General features: G+C 45.9%; 21 protein-coding genes, 1 tRNA gene, 1 other RNA gene and 1 other annotated feature. Of the genes, 6 read left to right on the top strand and 17 right to left on the bottom strand.

Translation table 11 applies throughout. From position 1 onward, the window contains the following. Positions 1 to 313: 313 nt before the first annotated feature. The 7 genes from ACTSEZ_RS21205 to tadA all read right to left on the bottom strand — a co-directional run bounded on the left by ACTSEZ_RS21205 (position 314) and on the right by tadA (position 4,569). Positions 314 to 580: a pro-sigmaK processing inhibitor BofA family protein gene (locus ACTSEZ_RS21205; protein WP_369736198.1), complete on the bottom strand. Its 267-nt coding sequence runs from the start codon at positions 578 to 580 to the stop codon at positions 314 to 316. A gap of 64 nt (positions 581 to 644) precedes the next feature. Then, positions 645 to 866 (bottom strand): YaaL family protein, encoded by a 222-nt coding sequence (locus tag ACTSEZ_RS21200; protein WP_369736197.1) that lies wholly within the window; start codon positions 864 to 866, stop codon positions 645 to 647. Between the two features lie 24 nt (positions 867 to 890). Beyond that, positions 891 to 1,487, bottom strand: a complete 597-nt coding sequence (gene recR, locus ACTSEZ_RS21195) for a recombination mediator RecR (RefSeq protein ID WP_029286413.1) — start codon at positions 1,485 to 1,487, stop codon at positions 891 to 893. A 10-nt stretch (positions 1,488 to 1,497) separates the two neighbouring features. After that, positions 1,498 to 1,824 (bottom strand): YbaB/EbfC family nucleoid-associated protein, encoded by a 327-nt coding sequence (locus ACTSEZ_RS21190; RefSeq protein ID WP_369736196.1) that lies wholly within the window; start codon positions 1,822 to 1,824, stop codon positions 1,498 to 1,500. 17 nt (positions 1,825 to 1,841) lie between these two features. Then, a complete protein-coding gene (gene dnaX, locus ACTSEZ_RS21185) occupies positions 1,842 to 3,548 on the bottom strand; it encodes a DNA polymerase III subunit gamma/tau (RefSeq protein WP_369736195.1) in 1,707 nt (568 codons plus the stop codon). A gap of 178 nt (positions 3,549 to 3,726) precedes the next feature. Beyond that, positions 3,727 to 3,992, bottom strand: an RNA gene (ffs, locus tag ACTSEZ_RS21180) — signal recognition particle sRNA large type. Between the two features lie 85 nt (positions 3,993 to 4,077). Continuing rightward, positions 4,078 to 4,569, bottom strand: coding sequence for a tRNA adenosine(34) deaminase TadA (tadA, locus tag ACTSEZ_RS21175; protein WP_369736194.1), 492 nt, complete (start codon positions 4,567 to 4,569; stop codon positions 4,078 to 4,080). A gap of 64 nt (positions 4,570 to 4,633) precedes the next feature. Here tadA and ACTSEZ_RS21170 point away from each other — a divergent pair, with 64 nt between their 5' ends. Then, positions 4,634 to 5,179, top strand: a complete 546-nt coding sequence (locus tag ACTSEZ_RS21170; RefSeq protein WP_369736193.1) for a cysteine hydrolase family protein — start codon at positions 4,634 to 4,636, stop codon at positions 5,177 to 5,179. Between the two features lie 68 nt (positions 5,180 to 5,247). After that, complete coding sequence (locus tag ACTSEZ_RS21165) at positions 5,248 to 6,534, top strand: glycoside hydrolase family 18 protein (RefSeq protein WP_369736192.1); 1,287 nt, start codon at positions 5,248 to 5,250, stop codon at positions 6,532 to 6,534. 36 nt (positions 6,535 to 6,570) lie between these two features. On the opposite strand, the gene ACTSEZ_RS21160 is transcribed toward ACTSEZ_RS21165, so the two are convergent. The 4 genes from ACTSEZ_RS21160 to hppD are packed head-to-tail and all read right to left on the bottom strand — an operon-like array spanning position 6,571 to position 10,382. Continuing rightward, a complete protein-coding gene (locus ACTSEZ_RS21160; RefSeq protein WP_369736191.1) occupies positions 6,571 to 7,719 on the bottom strand; it encodes a homogentisate 1,2-dioxygenase in 1,149 nt (382 codons plus the stop codon). A gap of 4 nt (positions 7,720 to 7,723) precedes the next feature. Further along, a complete protein-coding gene (locus tag ACTSEZ_RS21155) occupies positions 7,724 to 8,635 on the bottom strand; it encodes a fumarylacetoacetate hydrolase family protein (protein WP_369736190.1) in 912 nt (303 codons plus the stop codon). A 4-nt stretch (positions 8,636 to 8,639) separates the two neighbouring features. Next, positions 8,640 to 9,248 carry a flavin reductase family protein gene (locus ACTSEZ_RS21150; RefSeq protein WP_369736189.1) on the bottom strand — a complete coding sequence of 203 codons (609 nt, stop codon included), beginning with the start codon at positions 9,246 to 9,248 and terminating at the stop codon, positions 8,640 to 8,642. A gap of 18 nt (positions 9,249 to 9,266) precedes the next feature. Further along, positions 9,267 to 10,382, bottom strand: coding sequence for a 4-hydroxyphenylpyruvate dioxygenase (gene hppD / locus ACTSEZ_RS21145; protein ID WP_369736188.1), 1,116 nt, complete (start codon positions 10,380 to 10,382; stop codon positions 9,267 to 9,269). A gap of 256 nt (positions 10,383 to 10,638) precedes the next feature. Here hppD and ACTSEZ_RS21140 point away from each other — a divergent pair, with 256 nt between their 5' ends. From ACTSEZ_RS21140 to ACTSEZ_RS21130, 3 genes are all read left to right on the top strand, one after another. Further along, positions 10,639 to 11,280: a deoxynucleoside kinase gene (locus ACTSEZ_RS21140; RefSeq protein WP_369736187.1), complete on the top strand. Its 642-nt coding sequence runs from the start codon at positions 10,639 to 10,641 to the stop codon at positions 11,278 to 11,280. Next, positions 11,277 to 11,945 carry a deoxynucleoside kinase gene (locus ACTSEZ_RS21135; protein ID WP_029286435.1) on the top strand — a complete coding sequence of 223 codons (669 nt, stop codon included), beginning with the start codon at positions 11,277 to 11,279 and terminating at the stop codon, positions 11,943 to 11,945. The genes ACTSEZ_RS21140 and ACTSEZ_RS21135 overlap by 4 nt, the downstream gene beginning before the upstream one ends. Positions 11,946 to 12,086: 141 nt before the next feature. After that, on the top strand, positions 12,087 to 13,106 hold the full coding sequence (locus ACTSEZ_RS21130; protein WP_369736186.1) for a hypothetical protein: 1,020 nt from the start codon (positions 12,087 to 12,089) through the stop codon (positions 13,104 to 13,106). 125 nt (positions 13,107 to 13,231) lie between these two features. On the opposite strand, the gene ACTSEZ_RS21125 is transcribed toward ACTSEZ_RS21130, so the two are convergent. From ACTSEZ_RS21125 to guaB, 6 genes are all read right to left on the bottom strand, one after another. Beyond that, positions 13,232 to 13,324 (bottom strand) — tRNA-Ser (locus ACTSEZ_RS21125). A gap of 121 nt (positions 13,325 to 13,445) precedes the next feature. Further along, a complete protein-coding gene (serS, locus tag ACTSEZ_RS21120; protein WP_369736185.1) occupies positions 13,446 to 14,723 on the bottom strand; it encodes a serine--tRNA ligase in 1,278 nt (425 codons plus the stop codon). 51 nt (positions 14,724 to 14,774) lie between these two features. Then, positions 14,775 to 14,995, bottom strand: a binding site (T-box leader). A gap of 52 nt (positions 14,996 to 15,047) precedes the next feature. Further along, entirely contained in the window at positions 15,048 to 15,638 is a 591-nt protein-coding gene (gene pdxT / locus ACTSEZ_RS21115; RefSeq protein WP_369736184.1) for a pyridoxal 5'-phosphate synthase glutaminase subunit PdxT, read from the bottom strand. 21 nt (positions 15,639 to 15,659) lie between these two features. Then, on the bottom strand, positions 15,660 to 16,544 hold the full coding sequence (gene pdxS / locus ACTSEZ_RS21110) for a pyridoxal 5'-phosphate synthase lyase subunit PdxS (protein ID WP_029566299.1): 885 nt from the start codon (positions 16,542 to 16,544) through the stop codon (positions 15,660 to 15,662). 189 nt (positions 16,545 to 16,733) lie between these two features. Then, entirely contained in the window at positions 16,734 to 18,089 is a 1,356-nt protein-coding gene (locus ACTSEZ_RS21105) for a serine hydrolase (protein ID WP_369736183.1), read from the bottom strand. Positions 18,090 to 18,260: 171 nt separating this feature from the next. After that, complete coding sequence (gene guaB / locus ACTSEZ_RS21100; RefSeq protein ID WP_369736199.1) at positions 18,261 to 19,727, bottom strand: IMP dehydrogenase; 1,467 nt, start codon at positions 19,725 to 19,727, stop codon at positions 18,261 to 18,263. Positions 19,728 to 19,841: 114 nt separating this feature from the next. Here guaB and ACTSEZ_RS21095 point away from each other — a divergent pair, with 114 nt between their 5' ends. Further along, positions 19,842 to 20,804 (top strand): YaaC family protein, encoded by a 963-nt coding sequence (locus ACTSEZ_RS21095; protein ID WP_369736182.1) that lies wholly within the window; start codon positions 19,842 to 19,844, stop codon positions 20,802 to 20,804. Positions 20,805 to 21,103 lie beyond the last annotated feature (299 nt).

Below are 21,103 nucleotides of genomic sequence, written 5' to 3'. Positions count from 1 at the left end.
TGTATTAGGCACGCCGCCAGCGTTCGTCCTGAGCCAGGATCAAACTCTCCGAAGAAAATTTGTGACTCATAAATGTTGCTGACTTAAAAATTTAAAACGTTTGGTACGCTTTTGGTTTTGTTTAGTTTTCAAAGAACTTTTGATGTCGCATCGTCTTGAAGCGACCTCCTTAATATATCACGCGATGTCCTATTAAGTCAATAACTTTTTTGAAGAAGTTTTTGTTAATGTCATCAGCGACGTTTATTAATATACCACCGTGCCATCAGGGTGTCAACAAAAAAAATAGAACAGGCAGTTTATTTTGCCCGTTCTACGTTAAGATCACCATTTTGATTACGATAAGCGCCGCCACTCCAGGCAATCCAAGCAAGCCCGAGATGGCTGCTGTTGTCCAGTTAATAGGAATGTGCAGGTCAATGCTTGTACCGAATGCATTAATAAAAAATAGAAACAATGCGCCTACAACAATCTTAGCCATCGTCTGCCCGATCCACCTCATCGACTTCATCGGGGCTCCTGCCACAAGAAGCAGAACGATGATGCCTCCAAGAATGGAAAAAACATATACAGGTTCCATTCCACCACTCACTTTCATCGTTACTTTCTACATATCTATGAAAGGATGGAAAAAATAGAACAAGCTATTTCTTTCCGATGGTGATATTTCTTTTCTTGGCTTCTCTTAATAAGAAGAAGTATTTGGACTGGGAAACCTTAAGTTCATAAAGGATTTCCGGCGAGGGCTCCACGCTTTTGTCGACAAGCTGCTTTCTGTGATTCCATTCACTTTTCATATGGAGGAGGTCGTCAATAAGCAGCTGATCATATTCTTTTCTGAGCCAGCCTTTTTTGCGAAAAAACATTGAAATATTCCCCTTCCTCCTGTTTTAAAGCTCCCGTCTGCCTTCAAGCGCTTTAGAGAGTGTCACTTCATCTGCGTATTCCAGGTCTCCTCCCACAGGAAGACCGTGTGCGATTCTCGTCATTTTAATCCCCGCAGGCTTCAAAAGCCTTGAGATATACATAGCCGTCGCTTCTCCCTCGATGTTGGGATTGGTCGCCAGTATGATTTCCTGGACAGAATCATCCTGCAGCCTTTTAAGCAGTTCAGGAATCTTAATATCCTCCGGACCAATTCCGTCCATTGGAGAAATGGCTCCTTGAAGGACATGATAAAGACCTGTGTATTCTTTCATTTTTTCCATGGCAATGACATCTTTCGGGTCCTGCACGACACAAATCACAGATTTATCTCTTCTTTGATCCTCGCAAATGTAGCAAGGGTCCTGATCTGTGATATGTCCGCATACAGAGCAGTACGTCAGATTCCTTTTTGCATTAACAAGCGCTTTTGCAAAATCCAAAACGACGTCTTCCTTCATGTTCAGGACGAAAAAAGCCAGGCGGACCGCCGTTTTGGGGCCGATTCCTGGCAATTTCATAAAGCTGTCAATCAGCTTTGATATAGGCTCTGGATAATGCATCCCATTCCTCCTAGAACATGCCTGGCAAGTTCATGCCTTTTGTGAATTTGCCCATTGTTTCGTTCGTCAGATCATCCATTTTTTTGAGTGCATCGTTTGTAGCTGCAAGCACAAGGTCCTGAAGCATTTCGATGTCATCCGGGTCCACGACTTCCGGTTTGATGTTTACATCGGTGACTTCTTTGTTGCCGTTGATCGTCACAGTTACCATCCCGCCGCCTGCAGATCCTTCAATCGTTTTTGTTACAAGCTCTTCCTGTGCTTTTGCCATGTCTTTCTGCATTTTCTGCATTTGTTTCATCATTTTCTGCATGTTTCCCATTCCGCCACGGTTCATTAATAATCTCCTCCAAATCAGTCTTTTATTTCAATGAGGTCTGCACCCACTAATTTTTTCGCCTCGGCGATCAGCGGGTCCTCGTTTTCATCAGGGGTATTGCCGTCATCATTCTGACGCTGATCACGTATGTAATCCTCTCTTATTTTACCCCATTCCTGCTCAGGAACGCCAACCATTTCCAAGGTCCGTCCTGTAAGAGAAAGCAAAATGGCTTCCATATTGCTGCGGACACCGTTATTATCGTCCGCCACCATCTTGCAGTGGATTTCATATTTAAATTTTAGCACAAACGCAGTCTCTGATGCTGCGACAGGTTCACTGTCCGTCAGAAGAGCTGCATGGGATACTTTATTTTGTCTTCGGAGCTCTTCAAGGAGTTCTCCCCACTTGCCCTTAATGGCAGCAAGGTTTGGCTTTGTTGCATCTTTCAGGATTTCCTGAATCCGGCCTGAAGGGACTTTATATCCGCCGCGGATTGTCTTAGATGCTTTTTGCTCTCCCTGCTGAGCCTGCTGCTGCCCGCTTTGTGGCACACCCTGCTTTTTCAGGAGTTCAAGTTCCCCGGACAATTTCTTCACCATGGCCTGAAGCTCGCTGTAATCGCCGCCTCCGCCTTCGCTGCCCGCTCTGCCTTTGCCCTCAAACTCTGAAAGCTTCACAATGGCAACCTCAAGGAAGATGCGCGGATGGTTTGTCCATTTCATTTCCTGCTGGCTCTTGTTCAGCACATCAATCGCATGGTAGATGGCATCAGTCTGAATTTCTTTCGACAGGCTGACAAACTGATCATCAGCCGTCACTCTTTCAAGTACCTCTTCAAGCTGCGGAGCTGTCTGGTAGAGGAGCAGATCCCTGTAATAGTAGATAAAGTCTTCTGTAAGCTTCGATGCATCCTTCCCCTGGTTCATCAGCTCATCGAGTGTCTGCAGCGCACTCGATACATCTTTTTCATGCATGGAATGAATCAGGTTTCCAATCATCGCCTGGGATACAGAGCCTGTAATGAGCAGGGCATCATCAAGCGTCACTTTTTCATCACTGAAGGATATCGCCTGATCAAGCAGACTGAGCGCATCACGCATTCCTCCGTCTGCAGCGCTTGCAATGACCTGAAGTGCAGACTGGTCTGCGATTATCTTCTGATCATCAATAATCTCCTGCATCCTTCCCACAATTGAAGCTGCCGTGATCCGTTTAAAATCAAACCGCTGGCACCTTGAAATGATGGTGAGAGGAATTTTGTGGGGTTCTGTTGTCGCCAGAATAAAGATGACATGTTTCGGAGGCTCTTCAAGCGTCTTTAACAGGGCATTGAACGCGCCTATTGAAAGCATGTGAACCTCATCGACGATATAGACTTTATATTTAACCGATGATGGTGCATATTTTACTTTATCCCGGATATCCCGGATTTCATCTACTCCGTTGTTTGAAGCAGCGTCAATTTCAATTACATCAGAAATAGAGCCATCTGTGATTCCCCGGCATGCTGAGCATTCATTGCACGGCTCTGCAGCTGGCGCTTTTTCACAGTTGACTGTTTTGGCGAAAATCTTGGCAGCGCTCGTTTTACCCGTTCCCCTCGGCCCGGAAAAAAGATACGCGTGCGAGAATTTATCTTGCAGCAGGGCATTTTGAAGCGTTCTGGTAATATGTTCTTGACCTACGACATCATGAAATTGCTGCGGCCGCCAAACACGGTATAAAGCCTGATAACTCACATAACGCCCTCCTTCAAATTCATCCTTTCTATTATACCTTATGGAAACAGGAATTTACAAAGCCCAAAAAGGGGTCAGTCCCGCACTGCTTTAATGCAGTGCGGAACTGACCCCTTTTTGAAAAAAATAAAAAACCCATCCCTTCATCAGGATGAGCTGATTATTATAAGTTAAACTGCCGTGCACCTTCCGTCGATTAGTGCCCATAAGCGTTACTTAAGCAGTTAGCTCGGCCCAGGCAACCCTGCGGCACATGAGAGATTCCACTTAATGCTGCTTCCTTCCGGACCTGACATGGTTCATGGATTCCCATTGCGCAGGACCCAGACGTCAACACCACTTACTTAAGGCAGACCCTACAGACAGCTAACCTCGGGAAAGGGATTCGGCCTCGCTAGAGCGGATTGCGAGTACAGGGCACCGCTACCTCCCCGCTTAGCACGGCAAAATTGATACCTGGTTTAGGTGCGCCGTTTAGTACGACGCATAACCTAGTATATAAGGTTTTACCGAAAATTGCAATCTCCAGCTACTGTAAATTTTTTGAAGAAGCCTTCAGCGCTTTTTTCTTTTCACGCAGTTCTCTGAAAAAATCACTGAGCAGACGCCCGCATTCTTCTTCAAGTACACCGCGGGTTACTTCTGACTGATGATTAAATCTGCTTTCATCCAGAAGATTCATCAGTGTTCCGGCACAGCCGCCCTTCGGATCTGCCGCGCCGTACACGACCCGCTTCACTCTTGAGAGCACAATCGCACCTGCACACATCGGACAAGGTTCAAGAGTAACGTACATTGTCGCATCTTCCAGTCTCCATGACCCTGTCCGTCTGCATGCTTCATCGATGGCAATCATCTCGGCATGGGCAATTGAGCGCTGGTCCGTTTCTCTCAAGTTATATCCTGTGCCAATCACTTCATCGTTCAGAACAATAACAGCACCAATCGGCACCTCTCCAATGGCTTTCGCCTTAAGCGCTTCTTTTACCGCCAGTTCCATGTACATCTGATCTTTATCCATTATGTGCTCCTTATAGATTCAGGCAGGTTGGCACAAGCTAGGTTTAGTAAAGGAGTGAATGGCTTTGGATAAAAAAGCAGCCTGTGCCCTGCTGATTATTGATATGATAAACAATTTCGATTTTGAGCACGGCGAAACGCTCGCCGCTGAAGCAAAAACAGTGTCGCAAAACATTTATACTCTGAAAAAGAAGCTGCAGCAGCAAAATGTTCCTGTCGTCTATATAAATGATCATTATAAATTATGGCAGGCCGATTTTCAAAAGATATCGGAGACCTGCACAAATGAACGGAGCAAACCGATTATCGACCAGCTCTATCCGGATGATACCGACTATTTTTTAATCAAGCCAATGCACTCCGCCTTTTACGGAACTGCATTAAATGTACTCCTTGATCACCTTCAAGTGAAGCATCTCATTTTAACAGGCATTGCCGGAAACATTTGCGTCCTCTTTTCAGCCAATGATGCCTATATGCGAGGCTATCAGCTTTCCGTGCCGGCAGACTGCATTGCATCAAATGATAAGCATGACAACGAATATGCCCTGCGGATGATGAAGAATGTCCTGCAGGCGGATATATCCGCTTCCCCTCATATAAAAATATAACATGCTCCCGCTCATTTCCTCATAGGATGTAACAGAGAAAGTATGACGAATGAGTGAGGGGATTCAATATGCAGATACATATTGTCCGGGAAGGACAAACATTATACGGCATTGCCCAGGCGTACAGCACGACTGCCGAAGAGATCATACAGACAAACGAGATCCCAAATCCCGGCCAGCTTGTCGTCGGCCAAACTATTGTTATTCCGATCAGGGGTCGTTTCTACTGGGTGCAGCCCGGCGATACCCTATGGTCCATCAGCAAAAAGTTCGGCACCACCCCAAAAGAGCTTGCAGAAATAAACGGGATCCAGCTCAACACCCAGCTTCAGATCGGATTCAGGCTCTATGTTCCCGAACGCCCTAAACCAAAAGCAGAGTTTAACGCCTATATAGAGCCGTCCGGCAATCAGGTCAGCCCGAATCTGGAGGAAAGCGCCAGAGAAGCAGCTCCTTATTTAACGTATCTCGGCCCTTTCAGCTTCCGCATCCAAAAAGACGGGACGCTGAAAGAACCTCTATTAAATGACTTTGCCAATATCGCAAAGAAAAACAAAGTCACCCTGATGATGATCGTAACGAACCTGGATGATGACGGCTTCAGTGATGAAATCGGACGGATTGTTCTCAACAATCAGGATGTCCAGAATAAGCTTTTAAACAATATTGTTGCGACAGCAAAGAAATACGGATTCAGGGATATTCATTTTGACATGGAATATTTGCGTCCGGCAGACAGAGAAGCCTATAATCGCTTTTTGAAAAAAGCAAAAGCAAGATTCAAGAAAGAAGGATGGCTGATTTCAACCGCTCTTGCACCGAAAACAAGTGCAGATCAAAAAGGCAAGTGGTATGAAGCCCATGACTACAAGGCTCATGGGGAAATTGTCGATTTTGTCGTCGTCATGACATATGAATGGGGATACAGCGGGGGACCTCCTATGGCAGTGTCTCCGATAGGCCCTGTCCGTGAAGTGCTCGACTATACGCTTACAGAAATTCCTGCGGGAAAGGTCATGATGGGGCAGAATCTTTACGGCTATGACTGGACGCTTCCGTTTAAGCCGGGGGGACAGTTTGCAAAAGCCATAAGCCCGCAGCAGGCCATCCGTCTCGCAAGCCGGTATAACGTCCCGATTCAATATGATATGAAAGCTCAGGCGCCGCACTTCAATTACCGTGCAGAGGACGGCAAAGAACATGAAGTCTGGTTTGAAGACGCACGCTCCATCCAGGCGAAATTTGACCTGATGAAGGAACTGAAGCTCCGCGGCATGAGTTATTGGAAGCTCGGACTTTCCTTCCCGCAGAACTGGCTTTTGATTACCGACAATTTCGAGGTCGTGAAACGTTAAAAAGCAGCCGCCCGGCTGCTTTTTCTGATTGCTTTCCTATTCAACCCATGTATACATATAGTCTTTGTCTTCAATCTCCCGTGCTTTCTTTACAACCTTAAGCGGCCGGAATGTATCAATCATGACAGCAAGCTCCAGGGTTTCTTTTTTTCCGATGCTCGCTTCTGTCTTTCCTGGATGAGGGCCATGGGGAATGCCGCTCGGATGCAGCGTGATCGATCCCCGCTTGATTCCTTTTCTGCTCATAAAATTACCTTCTGCATAGTAGAGAAGCTCATCGCTGTTCACATTGCTGTGATAATAAGGAGCCGGAATGCTCTCCGGATGATAGTCGTACATCCGCGGTACAAAGGAACAGACAACAAAATTGTGCCCTTCAAATGTCTGGTGAACCGGAGGCGGCTGATGAATCCGGCCTGTAATCGGCTCAAAATCTTCAATGTTAAACGCCCATGGATACAAATAGCCGTCCCACCCGACGACATCAAAAGGGTGATGTCCCAGGATGTGCCTGTGCATATATCCTCTTGATTTTGTCAGTACTTCAAACTCTCCCCGCTCATCAAAGGTAATGAGTTCCTCAGGGCCGCGAAAATCCCTCTCGCAAAACGGGCTGTGCTCAAGCAGCTGTCCGTACTCGTTTCTGTACCGCTTCGGCGTCGTAATCTGACTGCACGACTCAACGAGGAGAAATGCTGTCTCTGTCTCAGGCTGAATTCTGTAAATTGTCCCGATGGGAATCGAGATGTAATCTCCTGAACGATAGGTGATCACACCGAACATCGTCTCCACTTTTCCGCTCCCTTCGTGGACAAAAAACAGCTCGTCGCCATCTCCGTTGCGGTAAAAAGAGGACATGGGCTTATCTGCTTTGATGACGCCGATTAAAAGATCGTCATTTCCCAGAAGATACTCCCTGGCACTCAGGGCATCCCCCTTCTCTGTCATAGCATCTGTGAAAAAGTGCCTGTGCTTTAATGAATCTGTCTCTTCGTATTCCGGCATGCACGGCTGCAGCAGCTCAGATTTCACCACTTCAGTCGGCATGTAATGATGATAGAGAATCGACTGGACACCTGAAAAGCCTTTCGTTCCCATCACCTGTTCCCTGTACAGGCTGCCGTCTTCTTTTTTAAACATTGTGTGCCTCTTATGCGGGATTGTGCCAAGAGTCCGGTAATACATCCTCTCACCTGCTTTTAGCTGTGATTTTGTTTTTCAGAGAACCAAGGCCCTCTATTGTCAGTTCGACTTCATCTCCAGGCTTCAAATAGCGGTGCACCTCTTCACCAAGCTCAAGAATGCAGCCTGTGCCCACAGTGCCTGAACCAATGATTTCTCCCGGATAAAGCGTCACCCCGGCTGATGCCCGTTCAATCATTTCGCCAAACGAATAATAGCAATCCCGTACGTTGCCGCTTGAGAGCTGCTTACCATTAACAGCTGCTTTCATCTCGAGATCAAGCTTTGGTCCGAATTCATCCGCGGTTACAAGAAAAGGACCGAGCGAGGTCGCAAAATCCTTTCCCTTTGCAGGACCGAGGCCGACTTTCATCTCTGCCTGCTGCAGATCGCGCGCACTCCAGTCGTTCATGATACAATACCCGAATATATACTCACCTGCACGCTCAGCCGGAATATCACGGCCTTCTTTTCCAATCACGCAGGCAATCTCAAGCTCATAATCCAAAGCCCCGCAGCCGGGAGGAACTTCGATGGCATCTCCCGGCCCTTTAACAGCCAGGTGATTCGAAAAATAAAAAACCGGAAACTGATACCATTCAGGCACAACGTCAAGCCCTCTTTTCCCCCGTGCTGTTTTCACGTGCTCCTCAAACGCATAAAAATCACGGATGCTCAGCGGCATTGGAAGCGGAGCTGCAAGCCTTTCCTCCTCAAGCTCATAAACCCCTGCATCCCCGGCACGAAATGGTTTAAGACTCCTGATGAAATCAGCATACCGTTCATAGTCCGCTATCAGACGGAGAAGATCCCGAGGCAAATACCCCCCGCTTGCCGCATGCATATCAATGATCAGATCTCCCTGTATCCATCCTGCCCTTAGTTGTTGATCACCCGTTTGAAAGGTCACAAATTTCATCCCATCACCTTCTGACTATTTCAAATGTGTCACTCATCGGCTTTGTATATTGATTCCCTGCCAGCCGGCCAATCGGGTTCAGCTTCCCTGTATCAATTTTGCCGTCATAGAAAAGGGCATCGTCAACATGGACGTGAACGACCTTGCCGATCACAAGACTTCCGGCCCCGGCATGCTCTCCAAAGTGAAGGACGTCATGAAGAATGCACTCCAAGTGGACGAGGCTCTCCTTTACCCTTGGAGGCGAAACAGCCGCGCTGCTTATTTTCGTCAGCCCGCTCTCCTCAAATTCGTCCGCATCCCGCGGGAATTCTCCGGCACACAGATTCATCTGTTCGCCAATCTCTTCGCTGACGATATTAATCACAAACTCTTTCGTCTGTTCAATGTTAAGAAGTGTATCTTTTTTCGTTCCGTCTGTTCCCCTTCTCATGGGAGAAAAACAGACCATCATCGGTTCTGCTGAGATCGCCGTGAAAAAGCTGAACGGTGCGAGATTGGCCGTTCCGCTTTCATCTAATGTAGAAACAAACGCAATCGGCCGCGGCAAAATCGAACCGATCATGAGCTTATAGGCATCTTTCCAATGGAGCGAGTCAGGCATTACATCCATTTCCATCACCTTCCGCGTTTACAGATTTCCCCGCCGCTCCTGCTCTCTTTCAATCGACTCAAAGAGCGCTTTGAAGTTTCCGTCTCCGAAACCTTTTGCCCCTTTTCTCTGAATGACTTCAATGAAAACCGTTGGACGGTCGACAATCGGCTTTGTGAAGATCTGCAGCAGATATCCTTCATCATCACGGTCTACCAGGATGTTCAGTTCTTTCAGCTTATCAATTTCTTCGTCTATATCCCCTACCCGCTCGCTCAGCGTTTCATAGTACGTATCGGGAGTATTCAGGAACTCAACACCGTTTTTCTTCAAGATTGCAACTGTCGAAACAATATCCTCCGTTAAAACAGCCAGATGCTGCACGCCCGGTCCTTTGAAGAACTCAAGGTATTCCTGGATTTGAGATTTTCGTTTACCTTCAGCCGGCTCGTTAATCGGAAACTTGATCCTTCCGCCATTGTGCATCACTTTTGACATAAGAGAAGAATATTCTGTGCTGATATCCGAATCCGTGAAATGCCTCATTTCCTTGAAGCCCATGACTTTCTCATAATAGGAAACCCATTCCTGCATGCTTTCTACGTTTCCAACGACATGATCAACCCCGATGATGCCGGCTTCTGTATAAGGAAACTTCATTTCTGCTTTTTCATACCCCGGCATAAAAACACCCTTGTACTCTTTTCTCTCAATAAGAGAATGAATGGTGTCCCCGTAGGTGCCGATGACGGCTTTTTTTACCATTCCATGGTCGTCCTTTAATTCAAATGGAGGGCTGATCGAAATGGCTCCGCGCTCAACAGCCCCTCTGTAAGCCTTTTCAACATCATCCACGACAAGGGCAATATCCCTTACTCCGTCACCATGTTTTTTAACAAATTCAGCCACACGTGAGGTATCATTCAAAGAACCTGTAATAATCAGACGGACCTTTTGCTGCTGCAGGACGTAGGAGACTGTCTCTCTGTTGCCGGTTTCAAGACCGGAGTAGGCGACAAGCTTAAATCCGAAAGCCGTACAGAAATAATGCGCAGACTGCTTGGCATTTCCTGAATACATTTCCAAATAATCAACATCTTTTACCGGAAAAAAATCCTCTGTCACTGCATCCATTGCAACTGTTTCCTCACGCATAAAAATCCCTCCATTTTATGAATATTAGTACTATTCCGAATCTATCATACGGAAAATGAAACAGACGAGGCAAGAGTTCAAAGTAAAGCTACAACGCTTTTCTGCAGTGATGCGGACCGGCATAATTCCCTCCTTTCCATGGCAGGATAATTGGAAACTTTTCTTTTTTGGGAAATGCCCGCTCTTTTCCTATTAACACTGTGATACAATGAAATTTGTCTGTTTTGATAGATTTTTTTGCGTAGGAGGACACGTGATGAATGGCGTACCGTTTATTACTGTGGAAGGACCAATTGGCGTAGGGAAAACTTCACTTGCAAAGGCGATAGCAGAACACTATCACTTTCATTTGCTGAAAGAAATTGTGGATGAAAATCCGTTTCTCGGCAAATTTTATGAAAACATCGAAGAGTGGAGCTTCCAGACAGAAATGTTCTTCCTCTGTAACCGATATAAGCAGCTAGAAGATATTGCACAGTTGTTTTTGAAAAAGAGTCAGCCGGTTGTGGCAGATTACCATATCTATAAAAACCTCATTTTTGCAAAGCGCACTCTTAAAAAAGAACAATACGATAAATACCTCGATATATATTCCATTTTGACAAGCGACATGCCAAAACCAAACTTGATCATATACTTGGATGCAAGTCTTGAGACGCTCCTCGCGAGAATCGACAAGCGCGGAAGAGAGATCGAGAAAAAGATAGAACCGGGATACCTGAAGCAGCTGTCCGAGGATTATGAGGTGGCCATGTCGCAATGGGAAAAGGAACACCCGTCCATCCCTGTACTGAGGTTCAGCGGGGACGAGCTTGATTTTGTCCAAAACGAAAAAGATTTGGCCTTTATCTTTAAGCGTCTGGATGAATCTTTACACGAAGGAGCTAAAGCTAAATGAATTTGAGAGAAAAATACAGCATACCGAACAATGCTGTGATTACTATAGCGGGCACTGTCGGCGTCGGCAAGTCGACGATGACCAATGCGCTTGCAAATGCCCTGAATTTCCGCACCTCATTTGAAAAAGTAGATACAAATCCGTATCTTGATAAGTTTTACGCAGATTTTGAAAGATGGAGCTTCCACCTGCAAATCTACTTCCTCGCAGAACGCTTCAAAGAGCAAAAGCGCATCTTTGAATATGGCGGCGGATTTATTCAGGACCGTTCCATTTATGAAGACACAGGCATTTTCGCAAAGATGCACTACGAAAAAGGGACGATGACAGAAGTTGATTATGAAACCTACACGAATCTTTTCGATGCGATGGTCATGACGCCTTACTTCCCTCACCCTGACCTTCTGATTTACCTCGAAGGCAGCCTTGACGACATTCTGTCCCGCATTAAAGAGCGCGGACGCCCGATGGAGCAGCAGACACCCGTTGCCTACTGGGAAGAAATGCACCGCCGCTATGAAGACTGGATCAACAACTTCAATGCGTGCCCGGTGCTGCGCCTGAACATCAATGACTACGACATCATGAATGATGAAGGTTCCATCGAGCCAATCGTGGAGCGCGTTGCCCATTTTATTGAGCAGACCAGACTGCTGAAAAAATAACCGATTTAAGCCTTTTTCGAAAGGCTTTTTTTGTTGCCGAATTGCAGGCAAAAACCTAACTGCTCCTTACTCCTGCACTTGTGCGATACAGGTGAATATCTTAATAGATGAATGCTGGTATTTAAAAAGGAGAAGCGAGACATGGGGAAGGTAAACTTTAATAAATCCGTAAAATCCGGGCATAGAATGGATCAATTCCAAGAAAAGGACCAGACCGGGCAGACCCAGGATGAGTCTCAGACAGTTATGCAAAATCCGTTTCTTGAAGGAACTGAACAGGACCTGCAGCAAAATGCCAATCAAAATCCTATTTTAAATCCTAATCAGGAGCAAACGCTTGAAAGTCAGACTCAGCGGCAGCGCCATGGAGATCAGACTCAGGGAGCACAAACAATAGGAGGGCACACCAATAATTCTCCTCTGACTAACAACCAGACCATCACAACTGATGTCAGCGGTGTTACGGTAAATGTGACTTGCTGCTGCGAAAAGGAGAAAAAACCTTTGAAAGAATACTGCGAGAAGGGCTGTACATGCAAGGATTGCAAAAAAAAGAGAGACTGTGGATGCTCGGGCAGTAAAAAAGTGAAAAAATGCAATGATGACTGCGACTGCTGCACAAGAGATTTGGCTGCACTGCTTGAAAGCCTGAGGGTCTTTCAAACTACAGCAGAAGATACTACCGGTATTGATATTTATCTGACTGGTTCCCCATCGCTGGTCAACCCCTTTAGAGATCAGATTATTACAGGTGTAAACGAATGCGGATCTTTTACATTCCGGGGACTGGGTCAACTTGCCCCCCGGCCAAATACGACCGTTCAGATTTGTAAAACAGCAGGGGTGAGTGCTGCTGCCGGCAGCCCTGAGTTCAGCTTCCTGCAGAGCGCTGGGGCGGCATGCCAGAATTCTTTGGACAGGAAAAAGAGAACGTGCTGCTGCGGATGCTGTGCAGAAAACATAGCAGAAGACCTTTTATTTGCCTCAAGATTCGGTTTGAATGTCAGCTTGCTCGTTGACGGACTGACGGGTCTTAATAACCTGGTCGTTTTAAACGTGTGCGGCTGTCTTGCATTCTTTACAACAGTCAGTATTATCGGAGTGCCATCGGAGATTTATGTTTTTAGTGTGTGTTCCATTACAGGCTTTACTGTTCTTTGATAGCGAACCCGCCTAAACTCTGAACAAAACATTGAATAGATACAAAAAGCCCGCTGCAGAAGCAGCGGGCTTTATCAACAATCTCCAATTATTATGCGCGTAATAACCGGAATTCATATTTTAAATGGAGGAGGTAGAGGGATTCGAACCCCCGCGGGGTTTGACCCCCCTGTCGGTTTTCAAGACCGATCCCTTCAGCCAGACTTGGGTATACCTCCGTACTGACAAGAATTAATATATCATATAGAAAATATGCCTGTCAACGTTTCTAAAAAACTTTTTTCAAAAAAAATCAGAGGGCCAAAACGGCTGTTTTGGGCCCTCCGGTATGACAAACCATTATCTTGATAGAACTTCTCTGTTACCCATGTACGGACGAAGAACTTCAGGGATGATGACTGTTCCATCTTCCTGCTGGTAATTTTCGAGAATCGCTGCAACCGTGCGCCCGATCGCAAGTCCTGAACCGTTCAGTGTATGAACAAATTCAGGTTTCCCTTTAGGCTCACGTCTGAAGCGGATGCCTGCACGGCGTGCCTGGAACGCCTCAAAGTTACTGCAAGAAGAAATTTCGCGGTATGTTTCCTGGCTCGGAATCCATACTTCAATATCGTATTTTTTCGCAGCCGTAAATCCGAGGTCAGCTGTGCACATTCTAAGAACGCGGTACGGAAGTCCGAGAAGCTGCAGAACTTTTTCAGCGTGTCCTGTCAGTTTTTCAAGCTCATCGTAAGAGTCTTCAGGTTTTACGAATTTTACAAGCTCTACTTTGTTAAATTGATGCTGGCGGATCAGACCTCTTGTATCTCTTCCCGCAGAACCTGCTTCAGAACGGAAGCAAGAGCTGTATGCTGCATAATTGATCGGAAGCTGATCGGCAGACATGATTTCCTCGCGGTGCATGTTTGTCACCGGGACTTCAGCCGTCGGAATCAGGAAATAATCCTCGTCTGCAATCTTGAAAGCATCTTCTTCAAACTTAGGAAGCTGGCCTGTACCCGTCATGCTCGCTCTGTTGACGATGTACGGAGGAAGAACTTCCGTATAGCCGTGCTCATCAATATGAAGATCAAGCATGAAGCTAATCAGCGCACGCTCAAGACGGGCACCAAGACCTTTGTAAAAAACAAAGCGGCTTCCTGTTACTTTTCCTGCACGTTCAAAATCAAGGATTCCCAAATGGTCGGCTACATCCCAGTGAGGCTTCGGCTCGTATGCAAATGACGGAACTTCGCCCCACTCGCGGTGAAGAATGTTATCATCCTCCGTTTCACCGACCGGCACACTTTCGTGGGGAATGTTCGGGATAGACAGCATCAGGTTTTCAAGCTCAGCTTCTACTTGTCTGAGCTCTTCATCCATTTCCTTCACCTTGTCGCCAACTTCACGCATCTCTTTAATCAGGTGATCGGCATCCTGCTTTTCGCGCTTCATGACGGCAATTTGGCCGGAAACCTCGTTGCGTTTGCTTTTATAAACCTCAACCTCAGAAATCAGATCACGGCGTTTTTGGTCAAGCTCTTCAAATTTGGCAAAGTCGCCTAAATCCTCTCCTCGATGAGAGAGCTTTTCTTTTACCTCTTCAAAATTAGCCCGCAAGTACTTAATATCCAGCATCCTAAAAACTCCTTTTATCTTTTTTTACAAATAAAAAACTCCCGTCCCCGGTAAAGGGACGGAAGTTGTATCCGCGTTGCCACCCTAATTGAAGACAGAATCCTGCGCCTTCCTCTTAGCAGGATAACGGCCTGTTCCGGACATATCTAGTCTCCGAAGATTTCAATACATCATTCAAGGATGGATTCACAAGGATCTCACACCGGTTCGCACCGACCACCGGCTCTCTTTGGAAAGAAACACTTGCTACTGGTTCCTGTCATCACGTTGTGCTTATTTAAGTAATTCATAATTTACTACAAGTTTGGTACGGTTGCAAGGGTTTTATACGCTTAATTTTTCTTTTGCCTGTTCCGCCATGCGGACAAAAAGACCTGTCATCCTGTGATCATCCGTTAATTCCGGATGGAAGGAGCAGCCGAGGAACTGGCCCTGTCTTGCAGCGACAATGCGTCCATCGTGTTTAGAAAGGATCTCAACGTCCTCTCCAACCTCCACAATATGAGGAGCTCTGATGAAAACGCCGGTGAAGTCTTCTGCTACATCCGTGATGTTAAGCTCCGCTTCAAAACTGTCGCGCTGACGCCCGAAGGAATTCCGTTCGACGGTTACATCCATGACACCAAGATGGCCTTCTTCATATCCGACAATGTTTTTCGCAAGAAGAATAAGGCCTGCACACGTTCCGAACATCGGTTTTCCTTGTGCAGCAAACGTTTTTAAGGGACCCATGAATCCGTATTTATCAATCAGGCGTCGCATGGTTGTGCTTTCACCGCCCGGAATTATCAGACCGTCAAGCTCATCAAGCTGCTCAGTCCGTTTGACAACGATCCCTTCAGCTCCGCTTTCCTCAATGGAGCGGATGTGCTCTCTGACGGCACCCTGAAGGCCAAGTACACCAATTTTAAGCATGACTCTTCTACTCCTTTATGATTACCAGCCGCGCTCCTGCATTCTGTTTTCAGGAAGCAGTGTTGAGATCTCGATGCCTTTCATTGCCGTTCCAAGACCTTTAGAAAGGCTTGCAATCAACTCATAATCTTCAAAGTGAGTTGTTGCTTCAACAATCGCACGTGCAAATTTAGCAGGATTTTCTGACTTGAAGATACCAGATCCGACAAATACTCCGTCAGCACCAAGCTGCATCATAAGAGCAGCATCTGCAGGTGTTGCCACTCCGCCTGCTGCAAAGTTAACTACCGGAAGGCGTCCTTCATGTTTAATTTGAAGAAGAAGCTCATAAGGCGCACCTAACAGCTTCGCTTCTGTCATCAGCTCGTCTGTGCTCATGCTTGCGATTCTGCGTACTTGTCCATTTACTTTGCGCATGTGGCGGACAGCCTCAACAATGTTGCCTGTTCCCGGCTCGCCTTTTGTGCGGAGCATAGAAGCTCCTTCTGCAATACGTCTTGTCGCTTCGCCTAAATCGCGGCATCCGCAGACAAACGGTACAGTGAAGTCGCGCTTGTTCAAGTGATATTCTTCATCAGCAGGAGTCAATACTTCACTTTCATCGATATAATCAACACCCATAGCTTCTAATACGCGTGCTTCTACAATATGTCCGATGCGCGCTTTTGCCATAACAGGAATGGATACTGCTCCCATAACCGCTTCAACAATTGTCGGATCTGCCATGCGGGCAACTCCGCCTGCTGCGCGGATATCCGCAGGAACGCGCTCAAGCGCCATAACGGCAACTGCGCCTGCTTCCTCAGCAATTTTAGCCTGTTCAGCGTTCACAACGTCCATGATGACGCCGCCTTTTTGCATTTCTGCCATGCCGCGCTTTACGCGGTCAGTACCTGTATTGTTCATTCTATATCCCCCTCGTAATAGATAAAAATTGATCTAGCACATATAGCTTATTCTAAACTAAGTTATCAAAAAATCCTATCAAAATTAACGGAATAATAGTAACATTTCAAACAAACGGCTGTCATATTTCCTTTAAAAGAAATTATTGTAAAAAAAGAGATTTGCCCGATATGAGCAAATCTCTTTCCTTTAAAACCAGCCGGTTACTGTATCTGTCACTGTGCCCCATAATCCTGCAAAGAATCCTCCGATTCCTCTCATGGAAAGGACAAACCAGTTCGCTTTTTCAACGCTGCTCTTTGTGACAAGGTCAACGCTTGCTTCGCTTTTTTCTTCCAGGAAGCCAAGATCCTGGCCTTCACCGCTGTATTGAACGGTCATAGAGCCGATCTTTTCGCCTTTTTTCACCGGCGCCTGGACTTCATTTTCAGCATTTACTTTTTTCTCATCAAAAACGTAGTTTGGCTTATACGCATTTTTTTCGCCGTTTTTAACAACTAAAGATAACGGTTCATTTGTTGCAACAGCCACTTCTTTTTCTTTTCCTTTCACAACAGAAAGGTTTGATTTGTCTTTGATTTGATAGTTTTCAGGATAAACTTCTTCCATCTTGAAGTTATTGTATGCATAATCAATCATCTTTTTCGTTTCTTTAAAGCGCGGTGTGTGAAGATCTCCGCTGCCCTGTGCATTTAACACAACCGTAATGACACGCATATCATTTCGCTCTGCTGTGGCAGTAAAAGATGATCCTGCAGATTTCGTAGAACCTGTTTTCAGGCCGTCAACGCCTTCTGTTTCAAATAGAAGACCTTCAAGCATCCAGTTCCAGTTATCCATTTTAATCGCATCATCTGTTCCTTCTCTGAAGGTTTTTCTTGGAATGCTTGCTGTTTCAAGCACTTCCGGATAATCATTGATCAGCTTCTGGGAAAGAAGCGCCATGTCGCGCGCAGACATTTTATTTTCAGCATCCTCTGCTGTTCCATCAGGATGCATGCCTGCAAGATCTCCATTTTCCAAGCCAGTGGAGTTTACAAACTCGAAGTTTTTAAGACCTAGATCTTTTGCCTTTTCATTCATAAGTTTTACAAAATTTGATTCTGATCCGGAAACAATCTCTGCAAGTGCAATCGCTGCACCGTTCGCAGAGTAAATGCTCATTGCTTCATAAAGCTCTTTCACATTGTATGTACCGTCTTTTCGCAATGGAACATTTGAGAGGCTGCGGTTTTGGGAGATGCGGTAAACATAGTCACTCGGTGTATAGGTTTGATCCCACTTGATTTTTCCTTCGTTTACAGCTTCAAGGACAAGGTATTCTGTCATGATTTTTGCCATACTTGCGATCGGCAGAAGCTCATCGGCATTTTTGCCGTACAGGATCTTTCCTGTAGATGCCTCTACTAAAATGGCTCCTTTTGCATTTACTCCAACTGGATCGTTCTCTGCCGCTTTTGCTCCTGCACCCGGCAATACTGCAGTCACTGCCAGAACAGCTGCAAGAAAAACAGACAGCAGGCATTTTACTTTCATGTTGCTCAACTTCATAACCTCCACCGTTTTTTATCTATTTTTTTATTTAATTATTGACCTTATTTACAAACAACAAAGTCGATTTTATCACACTATGATTAAAAAAAATAGACAGAGTCTGAGACTCTGTCCTAAAGATTGAACATTGTATTACATTTCAGGTCAAACGGCCTAAAAATCTTATGATAACGAGTAGTTAGGTGATTCTTTTGTAATTTGCACATCATGCGGATGGCTTTCGCGCAGACCTGCGCCGGTCATGCGGACAAACTGGGTGTTTTCGCGAAGCTCTTCAAGATTGGCTGTTCCGCAGTAGCCCATGCCTGAGCGGATGCCCCCGACAAGCTGATAAATCGTATCTGAAAGAGGTCCTTTATAAGGCGTTCTGCCCTCAATGCCTTCCGGAACAAACTTCTTGTTGTCTTCCTGGAAGTAGCGGTCCTTGCTTCCTTTTTCCATGGCGCCGACAGACCCCATGCCGCGGTAGACTTTAAAGCGTCTGCCTTGGTAGATCTCTGTTTCGCCGGGGCTTTCAGATGTGCCTGCAAGAAGACTTCCGAGCATAACAGCATGTCCGCCTGAGGCAAGTGCTTTTACGATGTCGCCTGAATATTTAATGCCGCCGTCTGCGATAATAGTAATGCCGAGGTTTCTTGCTTCTGTCGCACAATCGTATACAGCCGTGATCTGAGGAACACCTACGCCTGCCACAACACGTGTTGTACAGATTGATCCAGGTCCGATTCCGACTTTTACAACGTTCGCTCCGGCTTCAGCAAGAGCTCTTGTCGCTTCTGCAGTCGCCACGTTTCCGGCGATAATATTCAGTTCAGGGAACTCGCTTCTGATCGTTTTGACCATGTCGAGAACGCCTTTTGAATGACCGTGTGCAGTATCAACTACAATCGCATCAACATTGGCTTCCACAAGTTTTCTAACGCGGGTCATCGTATCTGACGTAACACCTACGGCTGCACCTACAAGAAGGCGGCCATGTTCATCTTTTGCAGAGTTTGGGAACTCGATGACTTTTTCAATATCTTTAATCGTAATTAATCCTTTTAAAACACCTTCATCATCAACAAGAGGAAGTTTTTCGATTTTGTGTTTTTGAAGAATGCTCTCTGCATCCTTTAACGTTGTTCCGACAGCTGCCGTTACAAGGTTATCTTTTGTCATAACCTCTGAGATCTTGATGGAGAAATCCTGAATAAAACGCATATCCCGGTTTGTAATGATGCCGACAAGCTTTTGCTCGTCTTCATTGTTGACGACTGGAACACCTGAAATGCGGTATTTACCCATCAAATGCTCAGCATCATATACCTGGTGGTCAGGAGTTAAAAAGAATGGGTTTGTAATGACACCCCGTTCAGAACGCTTTACCTTATCAACCTGTTCTGCCTGCTGCTCAATGGACATGTTTTTGTGGATAATGCCCATGCCGCCCTGTCTTGCCATTGAAATCGCAAGCTGAGCTTCCGTCACCGTATCCATGCCTGCACTGATAATCGGAATATTAAGCTTAAGAGTCGGTGTTAAGCTGACACTTAAATCTACATCCCTTGGCAGTACTTCAGATTTAGCCGGAACAAGCAATACATCGTCAAACGTCAAACCTTCTTTAACAAATTTACTTTCCCACATCATGAAATCCCCCTCTTTACGGCAAAATATTATTAGTAGATTAACAACTTGCCTACCCACTGTCAAGAACAGGTAAAAGAGTTTAAAAATTTCGACAATAAGGAGGTCTGCAAAGTGACTGCAGCAAACGCGTGGAATCAGCTTAAATCCTACCAAACAACAGAAACAGTCCAAAAATTCCTGGAAAAATGTTATCAAAAATCCAGCCAGTCACTGCCGGCAGAACTCTCTTATCAAAACAGCTACCCGTTTGTGTACCATCTGAAGCATGCAGAAAACTTTTATCTCTCAGCTGAAAACGCGTCACTGCCCGTAAAGCCCATGCTGCTTTTCTACGGAATGGCCCAGCTCATCAAGGCCTGCATCCTGACAAAAGATCCGGAATACCCTGCTGCATCCTCTGTCCTTGCACACGGAGTATCTTCACGCAAACGCAAAAAACAGCACTACCGTTTTCTGCAGGACGAAGTGAAAATACAAAGGAACGGCCTGTTTGCCCATGCTGCCTCCCATCTTTACAGCCTTCAGCACGTGGAGAATGACAAGTACTCCATGCACGAGCTTTTGAAGAGAGTGCCAGAGCTCGGTGATCTGTTTAAAATGCATAAACAAAAAGACATACATATCGAAATTCAGGTGAACGATCAACACATTCATCTTCCGAAAGATGCGGCAGTTTCCTTTCACATGACACCGGAGAGGATGACTGACTATTTGCAGCATCACTTTCAGCTTGATAAAGCCGGTGAGACAAATGAGGTTATCTCATTGCTTCTGCCGGGGTCTTTTAACGCTTTCAGCAGCCCGCCCTTTTTATATAACCAGCAGACCTGCACGTACACTCTGCCGGCATCGCTGAATGATCTGGCCGGTCTGCCTGAGTTTCTTGCGCACTATCTCCTGCTGTACAATCTCAGCATGATCTCAAGATATGAAACAGAGTGGTGGTACGAACTGATGCTCAGCCATTCCCAGGATGACTATGTCTTCATCGTCCGTTTCCTTGAAGCCACAAAGGATAAAATACCCCAGATGGCACTGACCTTTTTGAATCAGATGAGGGAGCAGAGTGTGTAGGGGTAGGTTCCAAGCTGCTTGATTACCCTCTGATATCGATTGACGGTTTTAGAGGGTACGATTTGAGACTTTGCTTACCCTCTAATATCGATTTACGGTTTTACAGGGTACGATTCAGACGGTTGCTTACCCTCGCAAATCGTTTTACAGTTTACCAGGGTACAATTGGGACATTTACTTACCCTGCCAAATCGAATGACAGTTTTGCAGGGTGCGATTAAGCTTTCTATTACCGACATTTTGAACAACAAAAAAAGACAGCATCTCTGCTGTCCTCTTTTCTGCGTGCCTGGCAACGT

The organism is Metabacillus mesotrionivorans, from assembly GCF_052171315.1.
Classification (GTDB): Bacteria; Bacillota; Bacilli; order Bacillales; family Bacillaceae; genus Bacillus_P.
This window is presented reverse-complemented; position numbering and strand designations above follow the sequence as displayed.